Origin of the sequence: Candidatus Bipolaricaulis anaerobius (assembly GCF_900465355.1) — a bacterium.
GTDB lineage: Bacteria > Bipolaricaulota > Bipolaricaulia > Bipolaricaulales > Bipolaricaulaceae > Bipolaricaulis > Bipolaricaulis anaerobius.
The window spans coordinates 164,549-179,875 of the sequence record NZ_LS483254.1; the positions used below are offsets into that span (position 1 = coordinate 164,549).

Annotated in this window: 21 protein-coding genes and 3 tRNA genes; 19 read left to right on the forward strand and 5 right to left on the reverse strand. The window is 64.3% G+C overall.

What is annotated here, in order from left to right; genetic code table 11:
- The first annotated feature begins 74 nt into the window (after positions 1-74).
- From BARAN1_RS00775 to BARAN1_RS00840, 14 genes are read left to right on the forward strand one after another with little or no spacing between them, the layout of a single operon-like run.
- The gene (locus BARAN1_RS00775; RefSeq protein WP_122030448.1) at positions 75-590 is read left to right on the forward strand and encodes a Na+/H+ antiporter subunit E; all 516 of its coding nucleotides are present in this window, start codon (positions 75-77) and stop codon (positions 588-590) included.
- Positions 587-853, forward strand: a complete 267-nt coding sequence (locus tag BARAN1_RS00780) for a monovalent cation/H+ antiporter complex subunit F (RefSeq protein ID WP_122030449.1) — start codon at positions 587-589, stop codon at positions 851-853. Before BARAN1_RS00775 ends, BARAN1_RS00780 begins: the two co-directional genes overlap by 4 nt.
- The gene (gene mnhG, locus BARAN1_RS00785; RefSeq protein ID WP_122030450.1) at positions 850-1,224 is read left to right on the forward strand and encodes a monovalent cation/H(+) antiporter subunit G; all 375 of its coding nucleotides are present in this window, start codon (positions 850-852) and stop codon (positions 1,222-1,224) included. The genes BARAN1_RS00780 and mnhG overlap by 4 nt, the downstream gene beginning before the upstream one ends.
- A complete protein-coding gene (locus BARAN1_RS00790) occupies positions 1,221-1,472 on the forward strand; it encodes a hydrogenase subunit MbhD domain-containing protein (protein WP_122030451.1) in 252 nt (83 codons plus the stop codon). Before mnhG ends, BARAN1_RS00790 begins: the two co-directional genes overlap by 4 nt.
- Positions 1,469-1,735 carry a hydrogen gas-evolving membrane-bound hydrogenase subunit E gene (gene mbhE / locus BARAN1_RS00795; protein ID WP_122030452.1) on the forward strand — a complete coding sequence of 89 codons (267 nt, stop codon included), beginning with the start codon at positions 1,469-1,471 and terminating at the stop codon, positions 1,733-1,735. The genes BARAN1_RS00790 and mbhE overlap by 4 nt, the downstream gene beginning before the upstream one ends.
- Complete coding sequence (locus BARAN1_RS00800) at positions 1,732-2,181, forward strand: MnhB domain-containing protein (protein ID WP_122030453.1); 450 nt, start codon at positions 1,732-1,734, stop codon at positions 2,179-2,181. The genes mbhE and BARAN1_RS00800 overlap by 4 nt, the downstream gene beginning before the upstream one ends.
- Positions 2,171-2,518, forward strand: coding sequence for a sodium:proton antiporter (locus BARAN1_RS00805; protein ID WP_122030454.1), 348 nt, complete (start codon positions 2,171-2,173; stop codon positions 2,516-2,518). The genes BARAN1_RS00800 and BARAN1_RS00805 overlap by 11 nt, the downstream gene beginning before the upstream one ends.
- Positions 2,515-4,053, forward strand: a complete 1,539-nt coding sequence (locus tag BARAN1_RS00810) for a proton-conducting transporter transmembrane domain-containing protein (protein ID WP_122030455.1) — start codon at positions 2,515-2,517, stop codon at positions 4,051-4,053. Before BARAN1_RS00805 ends, BARAN1_RS00810 begins: the two co-directional genes overlap by 4 nt.
- Before the next feature lies 1 nt (position 4,054).
- On the forward strand, positions 4,055-4,381 hold the full coding sequence (locus BARAN1_RS00815) for a hydrogenase (RefSeq protein WP_122030456.1): 327 nt from the start codon (positions 4,055-4,057) through the stop codon (positions 4,379-4,381).
- Between the two features lies 1 nt (position 4,382).
- Entirely contained in the window at positions 4,383-4,817 is a 435-nt protein-coding gene (locus BARAN1_RS00820; protein ID WP_122030457.1) for an NADH-quinone oxidoreductase subunit B family protein, read from the forward strand.
- Positions 4,814-5,332: an NADH-quinone oxidoreductase subunit C gene (locus tag BARAN1_RS00825; RefSeq protein WP_122030458.1), complete on the forward strand. Its 519-nt coding sequence runs from the start codon at positions 4,814-4,816 to the stop codon at positions 5,330-5,332. The genes BARAN1_RS00820 and BARAN1_RS00825 overlap by 4 nt, the downstream gene beginning before the upstream one ends.
- A complete protein-coding gene (locus tag BARAN1_RS00830; RefSeq protein ID WP_122030459.1) occupies positions 5,325-6,560 on the forward strand; it encodes a hydrogenase large subunit in 1,236 nt (411 codons plus the stop codon). The genes BARAN1_RS00825 and BARAN1_RS00830 overlap by 8 nt, the downstream gene beginning before the upstream one ends.
- The gene (locus BARAN1_RS00835; protein ID WP_122030460.1) at positions 6,557-7,549 is read left to right on the forward strand and encodes a respiratory chain complex I subunit 1 family protein; all 993 of its coding nucleotides are present in this window, start codon (positions 6,557-6,559) and stop codon (positions 7,547-7,549) included. The genes BARAN1_RS00830 and BARAN1_RS00835 overlap by 4 nt, the downstream gene beginning before the upstream one ends.
- Entirely contained in the window at positions 7,546-7,938 is a 393-nt protein-coding gene (locus BARAN1_RS00840) for a 4Fe-4S binding protein (protein ID WP_122030461.1), read from the forward strand. Before BARAN1_RS00835 ends, BARAN1_RS00840 begins: the two co-directional genes overlap by 4 nt.
- Positions 7,939-8,078: 140 nt before the next feature.
- Here the strand turns inward: BARAN1_RS00840 and BARAN1_RS00845 are convergent, their stop codons facing one another.
- Positions 8,079-9,941 carry a hypothetical protein gene (locus tag BARAN1_RS00845; protein ID WP_122030462.1) on the reverse strand — a complete coding sequence of 621 codons (1,863 nt, stop codon included), beginning with the start codon at positions 9,939-9,941 and terminating at the stop codon, positions 8,079-8,081.
- Positions 9,942-10,094: 153 nt separating this feature from the next.
- Between BARAN1_RS00845 and BARAN1_RS06470 the strand changes: the two genes are divergently transcribed.
- The gene (locus BARAN1_RS06470; protein WP_157959342.1) at positions 10,095-10,232 is read left to right on the forward strand and encodes a hypothetical protein; all 138 of its coding nucleotides are present in this window, start codon (positions 10,095-10,097) and stop codon (positions 10,230-10,232) included.
- A 202-nt stretch (positions 10,233-10,434) separates the two neighbouring features.
- On the opposite strand, the gene BARAN1_RS00855 is transcribed toward BARAN1_RS06470, so the two are convergent.
- Genes BARAN1_RS00855 through BARAN1_RS00870 form a run of 4 tightly spaced genes read right to left on the reverse strand, consistent with a single transcriptional unit; the run spans position 10,435 to position 13,144 of the window.
- Positions 10,435-11,184 (reverse strand): hypothetical protein, encoded by a 750-nt coding sequence (locus tag BARAN1_RS00855; protein WP_122030464.1) that lies wholly within the window; start codon positions 11,182-11,184, stop codon positions 10,435-10,437.
- A 9-nt stretch (positions 11,185-11,193) separates the two neighbouring features.
- Positions 11,194-11,913 (reverse strand): ABC transporter permease subunit, encoded by a 720-nt coding sequence (locus BARAN1_RS00860; protein ID WP_157959343.1) that lies wholly within the window; start codon positions 11,911-11,913, stop codon positions 11,194-11,196.
- Positions 11,914-11,930: 17 nt separating this feature from the next.
- Positions 11,931-12,860: an ABC transporter ATP-binding protein gene (locus tag BARAN1_RS00865; RefSeq protein WP_157959344.1), complete on the reverse strand. Its 930-nt coding sequence runs from the start codon at positions 12,858-12,860 to the stop codon at positions 11,931-11,933.
- A 26-nt stretch (positions 12,861-12,886) separates the two neighbouring features.
- Complete coding sequence (locus BARAN1_RS00870) at positions 12,887-13,144, reverse strand: AbrB/MazE/SpoVT family DNA-binding domain-containing protein (protein WP_122030467.1); 258 nt, start codon at positions 13,142-13,144, stop codon at positions 12,887-12,889.
- Positions 13,145-13,523: 379 nt separating this feature from the next.
- Here BARAN1_RS00870 and BARAN1_RS00875 point away from each other — a divergent pair.
- The 4 genes from BARAN1_RS00875 (at position 13,524) to dnaA (ending at position 15,206) form a co-directional block, all read left to right on the forward strand.
- Positions 13,524-13,595 (forward strand) — tRNA-Val (locus BARAN1_RS00875).
- A gap of 12 nt (positions 13,596-13,607) precedes the next feature.
- A tRNA-Asp gene (locus BARAN1_RS00880) sits at positions 13,608-13,686 on the forward strand.
- Positions 13,687-13,752: 66 nt separating this feature from the next.
- Positions 13,753-13,828: transfer RNA gene (locus BARAN1_RS00885), tRNA-Phe, on the forward strand.
- A 37-nt stretch (positions 13,829-13,865) separates the two neighbouring features.
- Positions 13,866-15,206, forward strand: a complete 1,341-nt coding sequence (dnaA, locus tag BARAN1_RS00890) for a chromosomal replication initiator protein DnaA (RefSeq protein WP_157959345.1) — start codon at positions 13,866-13,868, stop codon at positions 15,204-15,206.
- Positions 15,207-15,327: the final 121 nt, after the last annotated feature.

The following is a 15,327-nucleotide window of genomic DNA, read 5'->3' on the forward strand; positions in this document are numbered from 1 at the left end:
AACCGGCTCCCCATCCGATCGTAACCTGCAATCCGTTTGCACCATGGGTTCGCCCACGCTATAGTCCGGCCAGCATGCGCCGGGTGGCGGAGTGGGTGACGACGGCGGCGGGCGCTTTCGCCGTCTATCTTCTTTTCGCATCCTTCACGGGGAGCTGGGGCGTGTGGGCTCCCGACGAGCTCATCGCGGGGGCGGTGATCTCCCTCGTCATCGGCCTCTGCACCGGGGCGTACGTGTGGAAGCGGGGCGGGTGGCGCCTCCTCCAACCCCATCGCTGGTTTCTCTTCCTCATCTACCTCGGGGGCCCGTTCCTCTATGCGCTGGTCAAGGCCAACCTCGACGTGGCGTGGCGGGTGATCACCGGCCGGATCAAGCCCGGGATCGTCCGGTTCAACCCCAACCTCACGACCGACGCCGGGCGGACGTTCCTCGCCAACTCGATCACCCTCACCCCGGGCACCCTGACCTTGGACATTGACGAGACGACGGGTGACTTCTACGTGCACTGGATCAACGTGAAGGATCCCTCGCCGACGGCCGACGACGTGTGCGGGCCGTTCCCGAAGTGGGCACGGAGGGTGGCGGAATGATCGTGGCCCTTCCGTTTGCGGTGGGCGGGGTGGCCCTCCTCGTGTCCATCCTCGTGTGCATGGTGCGGCTCTCGATTGGCCCCACCGCTGCCGACCGGGCGGTGGCGTTGGATACGATCAACACCCTCGTCGTGGCGACGATGATGCTCCTCGGGGCGGCGTTCGACGAGGTGGTCCTCCTCGATGTTGCCCTCGTCTACGCGCTCCTCTCCTACGTGGGGACGCTCTTCATCGCGCGGTACCTCGAAGGGGGGCTCGATTGAACGGGCTCATCTACACATTCCTCGCGATCGGGGCCGTGTTCAATGCCCTGGGGTCCGTCGCCCTCCTGCGGTTCCCCGACGTGTACACCCGCATCCACGGGGCAACGAAGTGCACCACCTTCGGCTCGATCTTCTCGATCCTCGCCGTTGCTGTGTACGGGATCGTCCAGGGCGGCGGGGCGGGGGGCACGATGGCAGTGCGGGCGGCCCTCGCCCTTATGTTCCTCCTCCTCACGAACCCCACCGGGTCCCACGCCCTGGCGCGGGCGGCTCATCGGTCGGGGATCAAGCCGTTCCGGGCCGTGGTGGACCGCCTCGAAGAGGCCCATCACGCCTCGCCCGACGGTCACGGATCGGAGGGGGCGCGATGACGATCTGGGCCGTTCTGCAGGTCCTGATTCTCGTCCTGATCGTGGTGGGGTCGGTCCTCGCCGTGTGGCTGAAGGACCTCCTGGCGAGCGTGATCGCGCTTGGCGGATCCAGCCTCCTCCTCTCCCTCGAGTTCTACCTCCTCCAGGCCCCGGACGTCGCGATCGCTGAGGCCGGGGTGGGGGCGGCCTTGACGACGGCGATCTTCGTCCTCGCCATTCGCAAGACGCAGCGAAAGGAGGAGGAATGAAGCGCTGGCTGACGCTGGCTGCGTTCGCCGTTGTCGCGGGGTGCCTCCTCCTCGCGGGGGCGGAGATGCGCCCGTTCGGGGTGCCGCGGTCCGACCTGATGGACCGCTATTTCAACGCCTGGTCCCAGAAAGAGGTGGCGGCGAACAACGTCGTCACGGCGATCGTGTTCGATTACCGAGGCTACGACACCCTGGGCGAGGCGACCGTCTTGTTCGTGGCCGTGGTGGGGGTCACCCTCATCCTGCGGAGGATCAAGAAATGAGCGTTGTCGTGCGCACGATCGCCCGGATCCTCGTCCCGGTGATCCTCGTGTTCGGGGGGTATGTGATCCTCCACGGGCACCTCACCCCGGGCGGTGGGTTCCAGGGTGGGGCGGTGGCTGCATCGGCGGTGGCCCTCGTCCTCGTCGCGTTCGGGGCGCCGGCGGTGAAGAAGCTCAAGGCCCCGTTCTCGATCCTCGAGGACTTGAATGGGGTCGCGTTCGTGGTCCTGGGATTCCTCGGCCTGGGGTTCACGTTCTTCGCGAACTCGCTCGCCGGGATGGGGGGCCTGTTCGGGACCCCGGTCCCTCCCGGGCCCAACCCCGGGTACCTCAACACCGCAGGGACGCTCCCCCTCATGAACTGGGCGGTGGGGCTCAAGGTGATAGGCGGCCTGGGGACGGTGCTCGTCCTGTTCGGGCTGGTCGGGAGGGACGATGATCGGTAATACCCCATTTGTGGTATGCATGATCCTCGTCGCCCTTGGGCTGTGGGCCCTCCTTTTCCGGAGGAACCTTGTGAAGATCGTGATCGGGCTCACCCTCATCGAGAACGGGGTGAACCTGTTCCTCGTCGCCACGGGCTATGTGCAGGAAGGAGTCGTCCCCATCTACACCTACGCCCCACCGGACGCCACGATGGTCCTCCCCACACCGCAGGCCCTGACCCTGACGAGCATCGTGATCGGGCTCGCCACCACAGCGCTCATGCTCTCGTTCGCCGTCGTCATCCATCGCCACAAGAAGACACTCGATGGCCGCAAGATGACGGAGCTCTCCGGATGAACCTCGCCGCGCACGCCCCGATCCTCGCCATCGCCGTGCCCCTCCTCGGCGGGTTCGCGCTCCCGCTGTGGGGGAAGATCCATCCGTCCCTGCGGGACCTGTGGCTCGCCCTCGTCGCGTCCCTTACGGCGGCCCTCATGGGGTTCGTGGCGGTGCAGGTCCTCACGACTGGGATCCAGGTCTACACCCTGGGCGCCTCCTCCCCCGGGGAGACGCTTTCCCCGGGCGGGTTCCCGATCCGGATCGTGCTCACCGTGGACGCCCTCAGCGCGTTCATGGGCGCGATCGCGACCCTCCTGGCGGTGGTGGCGTTCACCTACGCGTGGCGGTACCTCGAGGAAGAAGAGGGGAAGACCCTCGCCCTCACCCTGGGCACGCTCCTCTGGGCGGGGATGATCGGGATGGCGTTCACCGGGGACCTGTTCAACCTGTTCGTGTTCTTCGAGGTGACCTCGATCGCCGCCTGTGGGCTCATCGGCTACCGCACCTGGACCTCCCGCGGGCCGGAGGCGGCGTTCAAGACGATGGTCATGTACACGGTGGGGGGGCTGTTCGTCCTCCTTGCAATTGCCCTCCTGTACGGGGAGTACGGGGCGCTCAACCTCGCCCACCTCGCCCGCCTCATCGCGGGAACGACGGTGGACCGGATCGCGCTCGGGCTCCTCCTGGGGGGGTTCCTCATGAAGGTGGGGGCAGTGCCCTTGCACATGTGGGCGCCCGATGCCTACGGTGAGGCGCCGGCCCAGGCGGTGATCCTCCTCGTCGCCAACACCCAAACGTCCCTTTACGCCCTGTTCCGGATCCTGTTCACCCTCTACGGCGGGGTGGTCGATCCCGCGATCGGGTGGCTGGTGGTGGGGCTGGGGATGCTCACCCTGGTGGTGGCGGCCCTGATGGCGGTGGTGCAGATGGACCTCGGGCGGCTCGTCGCGTTCGGGGCGGTGTCCCAGATCGGGTACATGCTCCTCGGGGTCGGGGTCGGGCTGACCGTGATCTCCTCCCAGCCCGCGTTCGGCCTCGTCGCGATCCAGGGCGGGATCTTCCACATGCTGAACGATGCGGTGGCGATCGGGCTCCTCTTCCTGGCGGTAGGGGCGGTGGAGAAGGCCGCCGGGAACCGGAACCTAGACACCCTGGGCGGGCTGGGGCACGACCTGGGGTGGACGACGGGGTTCTTCCTGGTGGGCTCGCTCGCCCTGGCGGGGATCCCGCCCCTCAACGGGTTCGCCTCAAAACTCATGATCTACGAGTCGAGCTTCGCCCTCTCCCCGATCCTGGCCGCGCTGGCGATCTTGGCCTCGATCCTCCTCTTGGCCACGTTCGTGCGCGCGTTTCAGGGGGCGTTCCTCGGGCCACGGCTCGCCCCACCTAAGCCCGTTCCGACCGCGATGCTCGTGGCGATGGGGGTCTTGGCGGTGGGCGTCCTCGCCCTGGGCCTGTTCCCGGAGCTCGTCGTTCGCCACCTCGTGGCACCCGCGGCGAAGGCACTCTGGGAAGGGCGGGAGGCCTACCTGCGGGCGGTGTTGGGAGGATGAGATGACGCTCCTCACGGGCGAAGGGTACTGGAGCCCACTCCTCTGGCTTGCCGCTGCCGCGGGGGTGGTCCTCCTCTCCCTCCTCATCTGGTCCCGCGGTCGGAAGGGCTACAACCGCGCCACGGAGCAGGACCTGCCCTTCCTCTCCGGGGAAAAGCGGGAGGGGGTTCACGTCGGGGGGGGGCACCTGTACTGGGGGTTCGTGGAGGGCCTGCGGCCGTACGTGGAGCGGCTGCGCCTCTCCCACAGCGGGTTCGTCGGCGACTACGTCGCGTGGTTCGTCGTCATGCTCGCTGTCGTGTTCCTGATCGTCCTCGTGGGGGGCTGAGATGGGCCTAGCCTCGTTCAAGCGGGCGCTGTGGGTATTCCATATCGCAACCGGCTCGTGCAACGGCTGCGACATCGAGATCGTGGCCGCCCTCACCCCCCGGTACGACGTGGAGCGGTTCGGGATCAAGCTCGTCGGCTCCCCGCGCCATGCCGACGTCCTCCTCGTCACCGGCCCGGTGACGCGGCCGATGGCGGAGCGGCTGAAGCGCGTCTACGAGCAGACGCCGGACCCGAAGGCGGTGGTCGTGGTAGGGGGGTGCGGTGCGACATCGGGCGTGTTCTACGATAGCTACAACGTGGTCGGTCCGGTGGACGCGATCGTCCCCGTGACGGCCTACGTCCCAGGGTGCCCGCCGCGGCCGGAGGCGATCATCCACGGCGTGGTGACGGCGGTGGCGCAGATCGAGGCCGCCGCGGCAGGGGAGAAGAGATGACGGTGGATCAGGTGAAGTCCGCGCTCACCCGCGGGGTGCCCGGCCTCACGATCGAGGAGCGGCCGCGCCAGGTTGGGGTACGGGAACCGGTGACCGTGGCCGAGGTGTGGGCCGAGATCGGCCGGGAGGGCCTCCTCCCGGCAGTGGCGGCCCTCAAGGCCGCTGGGCCCTTGCACATCTCGATCATCTCCGGTCGGGACAGGGGAAACGAGATCGAGCTCCTCTACCACTTCGCCGTCGGGTACGGGACGCCCGGGGGGGAGGTCATGGTTACCCTGCGGCTAGATGTCCCCGCATCCGATCCCACCGTGCCCTCGATCTGTGCGCTCCTCCCCGGAGCAGAGACGACCGAGCGGGAGAAGATCGAGTTTCTCGGGATCCACTTCACCGGGATCCCGTCCACCGACCACGTGTTCCTCCCCGACGGGTTCCCAGGCCACCCGTGGCGGAAGGGCGATCCGGAGACGGAGAAACTCGTGAAGCGGCTCGTGGAGTGGGAGGGCAAGGATGCCTGACCAGGTGTACGAGATCCCGATTGGCCCCATCCATCCAGCGCTCAAGGAGCCGATCCGGTTCACATTCAAGGTCGAGGGGGAGCGGATTCGGGGGGTGGACATCCGGCCCGGGTTCGCCCATCGCGGGATCGAGTTCATGGGGATGAAGCGGAACCTCATCCAGACCCTGTACCTCTCCGAGCGGATCTGCGGCATCTGCTCGATCTCCCACCCCATCACGATCACGCTCGCCGTGGAGCGGGCAGCGGGGATCGAGGTCCCGCCCCGCGCCCAGTACCTGCGGGTCATCTTCGCGGAGCTGGAGCGGATCCATTCCCACCTCCTCTGGGCCGGAGTCGCGGCGCACGAACTGGGGTTCGACACCCTCCTCCACCTCACGTGGAAGGTGCGGGAGAAGGTCCTCGACCTCCTGGAGGAGCTGTCCGGAAACCGCATTGACTACGCGATCCCGATCTACGGTGGGGTACGGCGGGACATCACCCCCGAGCAGTACCCGCAGGTTGAGGCGATGGTCCGCTACTACCGCGGCCTCCTCGATGAACTCCTCGACGCGTTCCTCCGCGACCCGTCCGTGGCGGCGCGCACGCGCGGGGTGGGGGTCCTCGAGCCGGAGGAGGCGGATTCCCTGTGCGCGGTGGGCCCCACCGCCCGGGCGTCGGGCCTCGCGAAGGATGTGCGCCAGGATAGGCCGTACCTCGTCTACGGCGACCTCGGGGTGAAGGCGATCACCCCCCGCGAGTGGGGCCTCGAGCCGCGCGGCGACGTGTACGACAAGGTGGTGGTCCGCCTCCTTGAGGTGGGGCAGTCCCTCGACCTCATCGAGCGCTGCCTCGTGGAGATGCCGGAGGGCGAGATCACGTCGTTCCCCAAAATCCCCGCTCTGTTGGCTTACCTGAAGAAGGCCGACGGGGAGGGCCTGGGGTGGCACGAAGCGCCGCGGGGGGAGGTCATCCACTACATCCGCCTCGAGGCGGGGGTCGAAGAACCGGTGGTGTGGAAGGTGAAGGCGCCCACGTACTCGAACCTCATGAGCTGGGTCCCGATGTTCGTGGACCAGGAAATCGCCGACATCCCGATCATCGCCGCCTCGATCGACCCCTGCATGTGCTGCATGGACCGCGTGCACATGGTGGACGACAGCTCCGCGTCCATGGTGCAGAAGGAGGAGCTCCTCCGCCTCTCCCGCGCCAAGACGGAACGGATCTGCCGTGGCGGAGGCCCAGCATGAGCGCCCTTCACCTCCTGTGGCAGGGAGCGGCGGTGCTCGTGGGTGGGGGGATCCTTGGGCTCGTGTACAAGGGATTCGACCGCAAACTCGCGGCGCGGATGCAATCGCGGATCGGCCCCCCCCTCCGCCAGCCGTTCCTCGACGTGGGGAAGCTCCTCGTGAAAGAGAGCGTCGTCCCCAAGGATGCGGTGGGGTGGCTGTTCCGGGCGATGCCGTTCCTGGCCGTGGTCGCCTCGTTCACGGTCCTCCTCTACCTCCCGTGGGGGCCGTTCCCGGCGATCCTGAGCGGCCATGGGGATGCGATCCTCGTCCTGTACCTCCTCGCTGTGCCCGCCCTCGCGATGGCCCTCGGCGGGTTCGCCTCCGGGTCGCCGTTGGCCACCGTGGGCGCCCAGCGCGAGATCGTGATGCTCATGTCCTACGAGTTCCCCCTCGCCGTGGCCGTGGTCGGCGTGGTGTGGCGGCTGGCGACCTTGGGCGGGGGGCCCGCGTTCTCCTTGGCCGCGATCGCGGCCGCCCCCCTGTGGACCCAGGTGGGTCCGCTCGGGGTGATCGGCCTCGCGATCCTCGCCTTCTGCCTCCTCATCGTGACGCCCGCCGAACTCTCCAAGATCCCGTTCGACATCCCCGAGGCGGAGACGGAGATCGCGGGTGGGCTGATGGTTGAGTACTCGGGGACGTACCTGGCGCTCTTCTACCTCGCCGATGCGGCGAAGACGATCGCCATGGCCGCCCTCGTCGTGACCCTGTTCGCCCCGTACGGGATCGCTGGCCTCCTCGGCCTCAGTGGGGCCGGGGCGCAGGCGGTGGACCTCGCGTTCCACCTCGTGAAGATCTTCGCCGTGATGTTCACCGCCGTGACCACGGTGCGGGTGGCGATGGCCCGCCTCAAGGTGGACCAGGTGGCGCGCGGGTTCTGGCTCCAGATCACGGCTGTGGCCGTGGCGGGACTGGTGCTGCTCGTTCTTGACCGGATGGTGATGGGATGATCCTCAAAACCCTGTTCTCCCAGCTCTTCACCAGGCCGGCGACGAACCGGTTCCCGGCGAAATACATGCCGAAGTCCGTGGTCGGGTTCCTGGGGCGGGTGAAGGAGGGGAAGGCGACCCTCGTCCCGCCCGTGCCCGTGCCGCCCAAGTTCCGGGGGAAGATCGCCTACGACCGGGAGAAGTGCATCGGGTGCCAGCTCTGCATCCGGGTGTGCCCGGCGAAGGTGATCGAGTTCCTCCCCGAGGAGAAGAAGATCCGGATGCACGTGGCGCGGTGCACGTTCTGCGCCCAGTGCGTGGACGCTTGCCCGGTGGACGCCCTCGCCGCGAGCCCGGACTTCCTCCTCTCCGCTACCGACCGTAGCTCCGCTGCCCTGACTGTGGAGTAGGCGCGGGAGGCCGCTTCAGCGCGGCGCGACCTCGAGCCACGCCCCTGTCTGCGCGCAATCCTCAGGGTCCCCGATGTTGGACTGCCCGCCGGTCTGTCCGACCGCAAGACCCGCCCCTCACGATGCGCATAGGATCAACCCTAGAACAACGGGAATCTAAGGGAGAGACTCCACCAGGACAGGTAGGGCCATGCTTCCCAGCGCTCGGAGATGCGGTCTCCCGGCGGTTGAGGTAGGCCAGGACCGCCACGACGATCAGGGTCTGAATCCGCGATATAGCCCTCGATGGACTTGAGCAGCAGGAGAGCTACCCCGAATCGAAACTGCCCTGTGATCCAGCTAGCATAATCGAGCTGAACCTCAACAGATGCACCTATCCAGCCAAAGCTATACCAGAGAACTGTTCTCTGTTTGTCAGACCGGTCTAGCACTGAGATGTCCGTCACCCCTCCCACATCAAAGATCAGCCGCGTTGGCAGCAGACTACTCTCAAGAAAGTGGGGGTTTAGGTAGACGCCAATGCCTGCCCCCGTTAGCGTGAGGGGTCCCGAGAAGACCAGCGGGAGAACTGGACTGAGATCACATTCCACCCAGAGAATTGGAGTGTTGACGCAGTTCTTCTGCGTAGCATCTAAGTCCGAGCAGACGAGCCAGCCCTGGAGCAGCCTTGTTCCGAACTGTGGCCCAGTCCCGTGCTTTTGACGCTGAAACCCAAGCCCTTCCAGCCAGGATGAGACGACATCCCAGAGCACAGCCTTCCCCGTCTGCTGCACCTCTATGACTCTCCGAAGCTCGGTCGCGTTCTCCGCGCCGTCACGTACTAAAGTCCTGATAGTAATGGTGGCTCCTGACTCGAACTGTGAGAGCGAGAGCCAGCCAGGCTCTATGACTCGGCCGTTCGCATAGTGTGTGATCTCTGCGATGCCGGACTCGTCTTGCGCGATCACGTCGATGAACAGAGGAGCACTGCGCGGGATTCTTCCAGGGGAAGCTGCAAGACTCCACAACACAACGACCGGTGGGGTATTGTCGGTGTAGAACGTGTGTTCCAAAATGGCTTCTTGGCCGACCTTATCTCGTACTTCAAGCCTGATACTGTGCTCACCATCTGGCCAGTTCTTCGTGTCCAGAGACAGAGAACGATCGCCGCCTACGTAGACTCCATCCACATACCACGCCATTGACGAGATGTTCTCCTCCTCGATCTCAGGACGGAGCCGCAACGTTCCGCTGACCGGAGTGCTTCTCTCCAACCCCAGAGACGTGATACGAGGCGGAGTGTTGTCAACGACGAAACCAACAGTGGCAGTCCCAGAGCGCTCCGATGGGCCCACCGCAATCGCGGTGAGTGTGTAGTGGCCATCGGCGAGTCCCCAAGTGTTGAGGACGGGCCGGGTAAGCGATCTCTCGCCGTTGAGCAGTATCGTAACGCCCATTGTCGTCTCTTCAGCTTCCACAATGACTTCAACCTCACCACTCACGACATCGCCATCTTGCGGATGAAGGATCGAGACCGCAGGCGGAGTGTTTCGAACGAAGAAACGAACGGTCCTTTCCCTAACTACCACATTCCCGCGAAGCACTCTGCATAGGAGCTGGTGCTCACCCTCAGAGAGTTGGGTCGTGTCGAGTACGAAGGGGAAGCCCTGCCACGCCATTCCGGTACCGGCGAGTTCAACCGTTACCCGATCGTACGGCCAACCGAAAACCGAACCTCTGACTATGATCCTCCCGGCGACGTACTGGGAGTCAGCCGGGTCGTAGACGGTGACGTCGACATCGTGCTTCAGGAACGATTGGTATGTGTACCAAACTCCAACTGCAGTGACAACAACGCCCAGCACCGTGATGAGTCCCAGGCCCGTGGGCGAACGCAACCACCGAAGGGCTTTCCATAGAAGTGCGAAGCCCCTACCCAGACAACCGAGCGCCTTGCTGACCATCCTGGCCAGACGGTTCATCAGACGTTTCGCGACCTCGAAAACCTCACGGGGGTTTCCCATGATCAACCACCACTGTGTCCAAGCTTGGCGCTCTAGTGTATCTTAGCCGATGAGGGAAGTAAGGGGGACGCTGGTCGCTCCGCGTCGTCCCTTCCTTGTCCCTGAACGCCGAACATCTGTATGGCAGGGTCAGACCTTCATTCTTAGGGTCTTGTGGACAAAGGATGGCCAACTTGTGAGCCTGGGGATGAATGTCTGGATCTGAAGGTCACGATGGACGCCCTCGCCGCGAGCCCGGACTTCCTCCTCTCCGCTACCGACCGTAGCTCCCCCGCCCTCATCGTCGAGTAGCCGGAGCGGGATCGGGCGCTCACCCAGGATGATCCGCTCCGGCACGGGCCTGTATTGCCTGAGGACCCGCGATGGTGGACTGCAGGACCCGACCCCCAACGCGATGAGGTTTCTTGGGTAGGGCAATAGTGGGTAGCAGCCACGTTCGTGGGGCACTCGACCCCAAAACTAGCGACGTGGCCCCGCTACGGCTGCCGGTAGTTCAGGCGCCCTTGCTGGAAAGGACGATATTCTGCCGTGTCAGCATCCGGGAAAGGAACCCCACCACGCCTATGGCAATCACCGTGATCGCCAGGTACCAGAGCGCGAACGACCACGAGGTCAAATCGAACACGCCGGTGGCCAGCCCCAGCGGTATCCCAATCATCAACCCGAAGGAGAGCAGGAACATCGGCGCGAGGGCGGCGTCTGGATCACCGGCCAACGCATAGAGTATCATGAAAAGCAGCAGCCCAAAGAACAGCAGCGGGTTGATCATCAGTCCGAGCACCACCGCCGGCACCGGCAGCACGAATCCGTAGCCGGCGGGGATACAGGCTCCCAGGTTCATCACCAGCACCACTGTGGCCGTACCAGCAATCGCAGGGATATATGCCGGTAGGAAAATGGCGAGAGACTTGCCCAGCCAGAGCGCTCGCGGGGTAAGGGGGGTGGCCATGAGACAGGCCAAGTTGCCGTTAGCTTTTTCCTTGACAACCGGCAAATTGCCAAAGGTGCCGATGAACGCGAGCAGGATAACCAGCGGCAGGAAATATAGCACTAGGCTGACGAATAGGGATATCAGCGGCGCCGCCAGTTCGTCCCCGAACCACGGCTGCAGGTTGAGAGCGGTGGTAATCCCCGCCGACGCCACCACTACCACTGCTGCCGCGGCGATGAGGATGATCCGGAAAGCTGTTGTCCGCCTTACTTCCCTGCATTCCGTCCTCAAGACGATGGTGGTGTGTTTCACCGGCCATTCCTAATTGGAAAGAATGATGTTCTCCGCCGTCAGCCTCGATCGCAGCCCGATGACGATGGTCCCAATTACCGCCGCCAGCCCGAGGTTTATCGCCAGGAACAGCCATGAACTGGCATCAATGACGTCATGGACGGCAAGCTGTATCATCACGTTGACCATCACCGGCAGGAACAACTGGGCGATCACGTTGCCGTTGGCTGCCCGGGATGTGAGCCCCACCAGGTGCACCAGCAACCCCAGCGCCAGGTAGACGAGCGGCACGCCCACAAAACTGGAGAGAGCTATCCATGGATTGAGAACGAATCCGATACCAGGCAGGAAATATACGCCGTTGACGATGACGAGCACCAGCACCGCCAGCGCACTCCCAAATAGCGTGCCCGGGACCAAAATGGATAAGCTCTTGCCCATCCAGATATCCTTTGGCCGGACGGGGGTCGCCAGCAGTGACTGCAGGTTGCCACGTGTCTTCTCGCGCACCAGCGACTGAAACGCGAAGGAGTTAAGTGTAATGCCTACACCGAGGAAGCTAGCCGCATAGACGATGATGCCCAGGTACGCTTCCAGCCGGGAACGGTCCGGCACAACCGATCCCATTTCCGGCTCCAGCAAGAGGATGCAGAACAGGATAGTGACGCCAGCGACGCAGATGAAGGTGATGGATAGTACAATGCCGAGAGCTATTTTAAGTCTCAGATTGCTACGTATGCTGGCCCGCATGATAAGCCTAGTGTAACTCATCCTTGCTCCACCTCTTTCAGGATGGTCGCGTACATTTCTTCCAGGGAGGCCTCTTTCTTCCCGGCTTTCTCAATCATGACGCCACGCGTCGCCAGAAAATTGACGATGTCTCCCACCGTAGCACCGCCCTCATCGGGTTCGAAGATGAGGCTCTTCCCGCTCATCTCGCGGAACCCAAATTGCGGCCTCTCTCTCAATTCCCCAAAGATGTTCTCCGGTACCGCTCCAGCGATCTCGATGGTGATGTCGCTTTTCCCCATCTTCCGACGCAGCCCTTCCAGTTCTCCGTAAAGCTTGATCACGCCCCGGTCGATGAGCGCGATGCGGTTGCAGATGCGCTGCACCTCGTCCAGGTTGTGGGAACTGAACAGCACCGTTTTCTTCTCCCGCCGAGCGATGTCCAGCAGGATGTTCCGTATCTCTATCTGCCCGGAAGGGTCGACTCCGGCCGTAGGTTCGTCGAGGATGAGCACCTCGGGGTTGTGCACCATGGCACGAGCCAGCGAAAGCCGCTGCCGCATCCCCCTGGAAAACGTCCCCACGCTATCCCCGGCCCGTTCCGCCATCCCCACCAGCCCGAGCACCCTCTTGATACTGGTAGCTGCGTCCTGGACGTCATAGATTTGCGCGTAGTATTCCAGGTTCTCTGCGGCGGTCATCGTGTCGTACAGGCCGTCCGGGTCCAGGGCGAAGCCTATCTTCATCCGCGTCGCGGCATCGTCAATGTCCTGACCAAAGATCGAGACGCTGCCGCTGTCAGCGCGGAGCAACCCCAACAGGATACGGATGGTAGTCGTCTTGCCGGCGCCATTGGGCCCCAGATACCCGAAGATGTCGCCGACCTGGACGTCAAAGCTGATGTCCTTGAGTACCTCCCGGTACCCTAGCGTCTTCCTCACGTCTTCAATGTGAATAGCTGATGTCATTCCGTCACATCGAGGATCTTGCTGCATCAGCATTTGTTATCACTGTTCCTGTCAGGCTGTATGCTATTGAACAGTTCAACGGTACCTTTCAGGTTTTTCTGGAGGAGGGGGATCGTGGTGATGGCAATGCCCTGCGCCAGGTCGCCGAGGACGAGCAGCTTGTCGCCCGGCGCAATGGCGAAGTCTTTCCTCGCCTCCGCCGGTATGACTATCTGTCCCCGCTGCCCAACCGTTACCGAGCCGTAGAACTTCCTGCCTTCCGGGCCTTGTAACGCCTTGTTCATGGTGCACCATCCTGTATTGTATACATGTATGAAATGCATGATATCCTAGGTGGAAAGCGCTGTCAAGAGGAGACAGGGCAGATGCGCCAAGCGATGGTGATCCACCAGGAAACACCGAATGGTTGGGGCTGCAAAGCATGCCCGACACACTGCCGGGCGGATTCCCCTGCTTCGGGTTCCTGGTCACAGCGCTCCCAGGCGTCCGTATCCACCGCTGGGGAGAAGGTGCTGTACGGTTGGCCGCGGAGGACCACCCGATCGACAAGGAAGGGGACCCGCGCCGACCCCCGTGTGGACCGGGGGCGAGGACAGGCGCATACTAACGACTCGGGGTCGCGAGGCGCACTTGCCGCGCCCGGTCGAACCGGGGTACACTCCAGGGCGAGTAGCTCAGTGGAAGAGCATCCGGCTTACATCCGGAAGGCCAGAGGTTCGATCCCTCTCTCGCCCAGTTCGTAGGTTCGGGGACGTGGTCTAGGCTGGACTAGGACACCGGATTGTCACTCCGGAGACCGCGGGTTCAAATCCCGTCGTCCCCGCCAGCAGTACGGTCGCACGTCAGTAAGTCCCAAGGCCACGGTCGGAGTTGACACGTGCGACAGGGTGCGGGCGAGGTAGCTCAGGTGGTAGAGCACACGGCTGAAAACCGTGGTGTCCCCAGTTCGACTCTGGGCCTCGCCACCACATCGGCCCGTTGAACTCCCGTGGCGGGCAAGGTAGGGTGACGGAGTCCATGGCGCATACCGCGGAGGAGATCTGGCAGAAGGCGAAAACCCTGCTCGTCAAGGAGATCCCCCCTGTGAACTTCGCGGCGTGGATCGCCGACGCCCGCGCCAAGACCGCCGATGAGGGAACGCTTGTCCTGGAAGTGCCGTCCGTCCTCGCCAAGGGAGGCATCGAGCGGCGCTACCGATCGCTCGTGGAGCGGGTGGTGGAGGACGTCGCCGGCCAGCCGCTGCAGCTCCGGGTCCTGGTCGCGGAGTCGCCGCCGGCCGCCCCTGCGCTCGACCCCCACCTCGCCCGCCGCTACCACGGGTCGCTCCCCCTCAACCCGGAGTACACGCTCGCCACGTTCGTCCAGGGGAAGAACTCCCAGCTCGCGTTCGCCGCAGCCCAGGCAGTGGCTGAGGCCCCGGCCCGCGCCTACAACCCCCTCTTCATCTACGGCAGCGTCGGCCTGGGGAAGACCCACCTCCTCCACGCCATCGGGGCCCATGTCCTCACCGCGCCCACCGATGCCTCAGTCGTGTACACGACCTCGGAGCGGTTCGCGATCGAACTGATCCAATCCATCGGCGCCAACACGACGGAAGGGTTCCGCGCCAAGTACCGGACGGTGGATGTGCTCCTCATTGACGACGTGCACTTCCTCAAGAACAAGGAGGGCACCCAGGAGGAGCTGTTCCACACGTTCAACGAACTCTACGGGAACGGGAAGCAGATCGTGCTCTCCTCGGATCGGTCCCCCGATGAGCTCCAGGGGCTCCAGGACCGCCTCGTGTCCCGCTTCCGGTGGGGCCTCGTTGCCGATATCCAGGCCCCCGACTTCGAGACCCGGTCTGCGATCCTACGCGAAAAGGCGCGGCGGCGAGGGCTGGAGGTGCCCGATGAGGTGGTCGACCTGATCGCGTCGCGGATCACGACGAACGTCCGCGACCTCGAGGGCGCGCTCATCCGTGCCCTGGCCTACGCTGAGCTGTGCCAGGGACCCGTCACCCCGGCCATGCTCGAGGAAATCCTCCCCAAGGAGGACCTCTCCCGAAAGCTCACCGTGGAGGCGATCAAGGCTGAGGTGGCGGCCGCGTACCGGATTCCGGTGAGCGATATCGAGAGCCCGTCACGGAAGAAGGAGCTCGTCCAGGCTCGCCAAATTGCGATCTACCTCGCCCGCGAACTCACCGAGACTTCGTTCCCCGCCCTGGGGAGGTCATTCGGAGGGCGCGATCACACCACGATCATGCACTCCTACCAAAAGATGCAGGAGCTCCTCCGCCAAATACCCCTCCTCCGCAGCGAGATCGAGTCCCTCCGCGCGACGATCCTGAAAAAGTACGGCCCATGAGGTTGTCCCCATCCAACCGGGGATTACCCTGTGGAAAAAGCCTTACCCGCCTGGGGATAACCCCGTCCCGGCACGGGAAAAAACCTGCGGATGACCCAACAAGAACCCTTTCCCCAACAAG

Bases quoted from the DNA above. Each gene is read 5' to 3' on its own strand.
- BARAN1_RS00780 (WP_122030449.1), top strand. From the start codon at position 587: ATGATCGTGGCCCTTCCGTTTGCGGTGGGCGGGGTGGCCCTCCTCGTG.
- BARAN1_RS00790 (WP_122030451.1), top strand. From the start codon at position 1,221: ATGACGATCTGGGCCGTTCTGCAGGTCCTGATTCTCGTCCTGATCGTG.
- BARAN1_RS00835 (WP_122030460.1), top strand. From the start codon at position 6,557: ATGAGCGCCCTTCACCTCCTGTGGCAGGGAGCGGCGGTGCTCGTGGGT.
- BARAN1_RS00815 (WP_122030456.1), top strand. From the start codon at position 4,055: ATGACGCTCCTCACGGGCGAAGGGTACTGGAGCCCACTCCTCTGGCTT.
- BARAN1_RS00830 (WP_122030459.1), top strand. From the start codon at position 5,325: ATGCCTGACCAGGTGTACGAGATCCCGATTGGCCCCATCCATCCAGCG.
- mbhE (WP_122030452.1), top strand. From the start codon at position 1,469: ATGAAGCGCTGGCTGACGCTGGCTGCGTTCGCCGTTGTCGCGGGGTGC.
- BARAN1_RS00840 (WP_122030461.1), top strand. From the start codon at position 7,546: ATGATCCTCAAAACCCTGTTCTCCCAGCTCTTCACCAGGCCGGCGACG.
- BARAN1_RS00805 (WP_122030454.1), top strand. From the start codon at position 2,171: ATGATCGGTAATACCCCATTTGTGGTATGCATGATCCTCGTCGCCCTT.
- BARAN1_RS00775 (WP_122030448.1), top strand. From the start codon at position 75: ATGCGCCGGGTGGCGGAGTGGGTGACGACGGCGGCGGGCGCTTTCGCC.
- BARAN1_RS00820 (WP_122030457.1), top strand. From the start codon at position 4,383: ATGGGCCTAGCCTCGTTCAAGCGGGCGCTGTGGGTATTCCATATCGCA.
- BARAN1_RS00860 (WP_157959343.1), bottom strand. From the start codon at position 11,913: ATGCGGGCCAGCATACGTAGCAATCTGAGACTTAAAATAGCTCTCGGC.
- BARAN1_RS00825 (WP_122030458.1), top strand. From the start codon at position 4,814: ATGACGGTGGATCAGGTGAAGTCCGCGCTCACCCGCGGGGTGCCCGGC.
- BARAN1_RS00870 (WP_122030467.1), bottom strand. From the start codon at position 13,144: ATGAACAAGGCGTTACAAGGCCCGGAAGGCAGGAAGTTCTACGGCTCG.
- BARAN1_RS00810 (WP_122030455.1), top strand. From the start codon at position 2,515: ATGAACCTCGCCGCGCACGCCCCGATCCTCGCCATCGCCGTGCCCCTC.
- BARAN1_RS00865 (WP_157959344.1), bottom strand. From the start codon at position 12,860: ATGACATCAGCTATTCACATTGAAGACGTGAGGAAGACGCTAGGGTAC.
- BARAN1_RS00800 (WP_122030453.1), top strand. From the start codon at position 1,732: ATGAGCGTTGTCGTGCGCACGATCGCCCGGATCCTCGTCCCGGTGATC.
- BARAN1_RS00845 (WP_122030462.1), bottom strand. From the start codon at position 9,941: ATGGGAAACCCCCGTGAGGTTTTCGAGGTCGCGAAACGTCTGATGAAC.